Source organism: Synechococcus sp. R8-2 (assembly GCF_047461715.1).
In the GTDB taxonomy this organism is placed as follows: Bacteria; Cyanobacteriota; Cyanobacteriia; order Thermostichales; family Thermostichaceae; genus Thermostichus.
Map to the genome: position 1 here is coordinate 1 of NZ_JANSHQ010000181.1, position 1,389 is coordinate 1,389.

Consider the following 1,389-nt stretch of genomic DNA (forward strand, 5'->3'; position numbering starts at 1 on the left):
AGGCCGTCGCTACACAACAACAGGCGATCCCCTGGGTAAACTGTAATCGGCTGCACAGAAGGTGGACCCGCATCGGGTCGGCCCAGGCAGCGCTCGAGAATATGTCGCCAAGGGTGAATCCGGGCCTGCTCATAGGTCAGCTCCCCCAGTCGAATGGAGCGGGCCACCAAGGTGTGATCCTCGGTCATTCGCTGCATTTCGGATCCCCGTAGGCGATAGAGGCGAGAATCACCGATGTGAGCGCTCCAGCAGTTGCCCTTGGGATCCACCATGGCCACCACCACCGTAGTGCCCATGTCTGCCCGCTCTGGATTTTCCCGCTGATCCTTGAGGATGGCACTGTTGGCTGCTTCTACGGCTTCGCTGAGCAACCGGGGTGCCGGCACGTTTTTCCAGCCTCGATCCAGATATTCTCGGATGGTCTCGACAGCCAACAGGCTGGCTGTAGCCCCGGCAGCATGTCCTCCCATACCATCGGCAACAATAAAGTAGCGTCCCTCCGGATCGCAGTAGTAGGCATCCTGATTGCTGCTGCGGATCTTGCCGGGATCCGTAGCGCAGGCATATCGTCGCATCACATCAATCGCTCTGACCGATTCAACCTTAAGAGTACTCTGATTAAAGCAAGAGCAGCGAGGGCAGCCAAAACCAAAGTGATAACCGTTAAGGTAGCATGTCCGGCCAAAAAGAGCTGAGTTGCGCTCAAAAAAAAGGCCGCAAACAACACCCCGTAAATGACTCCCAGCCCGGTGTTGTTCAGCTTGCGCAGCAAGCGCTCCGTCTCGCTGGATCGCACCCGCAGGCGTAGCTCCCCTTGTTCTATCTTGCTCAAGGTCAATTCGATCCGGCGGGGCAAACTGAGACTGCTGCTGGTGAACTCAGCCGCTTGACGGCCAACCTGGGCCAAGAGGGTCTCAGTCTCGCTTCCGTTTAAACTCATCAGCTCTTCCGCAAAGGGTTTGGCCACCTCCATAAAGTCGAACTCCGGATCCAACCCTTTCCCCAATCCCTCCAGCGTGGTCAGGGCCCGCATCACAAAAGTAAAGGTAGCCGGGAAACGAAACGGCTGATCGTAGGCCAGCTCGTAAAGGTCTTCGCTAATGGCCGCCACCGAGATTTCTCCCGAGTTGCTGGAAAAGGGTTTGTCCATAAAGTGATCCAGCATGTACTGCACCGAGCGGCGCACCGGAGCCAGATCGGCGGTGGGCACCAGCACCCCCAGTTCCACCAGCGAGGCCACCACCCGATCGGCATTTTTGGAGACCACACCTGCCAGCGTGCCCATCAGCTTTTCTTTCACATCGGAGCGCAGGCGGCCCATCATGCCGAAGTCGTAGAAGATCAGCGTGCCATCGGGCTTCACGGCAATGTTGCCGGGGTGGGGATCGG

At 58.0% G+C, this 1,389-nt stretch carries 2 protein-coding genes; both read right to left on the reverse strand.

Translation table 11 applies throughout. The features are described 5' to 3' along the window. Nucleotides 1–575 (reverse strand): PP2C family protein-serine/threonine phosphatase (locus tag NW819_RS04930; RefSeq protein ID WP_414413070.1); only part of this gene is annotated, 575 nt, incomplete at its 3' end. Continuing rightward, nucleotides 575–1,389 (reverse strand): AarF/UbiB family protein (locus NW819_RS04935; protein WP_414413071.1); only part of this gene is annotated, 815 nt, incomplete at its 5' end. The genes NW819_RS04930 and NW819_RS04935, both read right to left, overlap by 1 nt.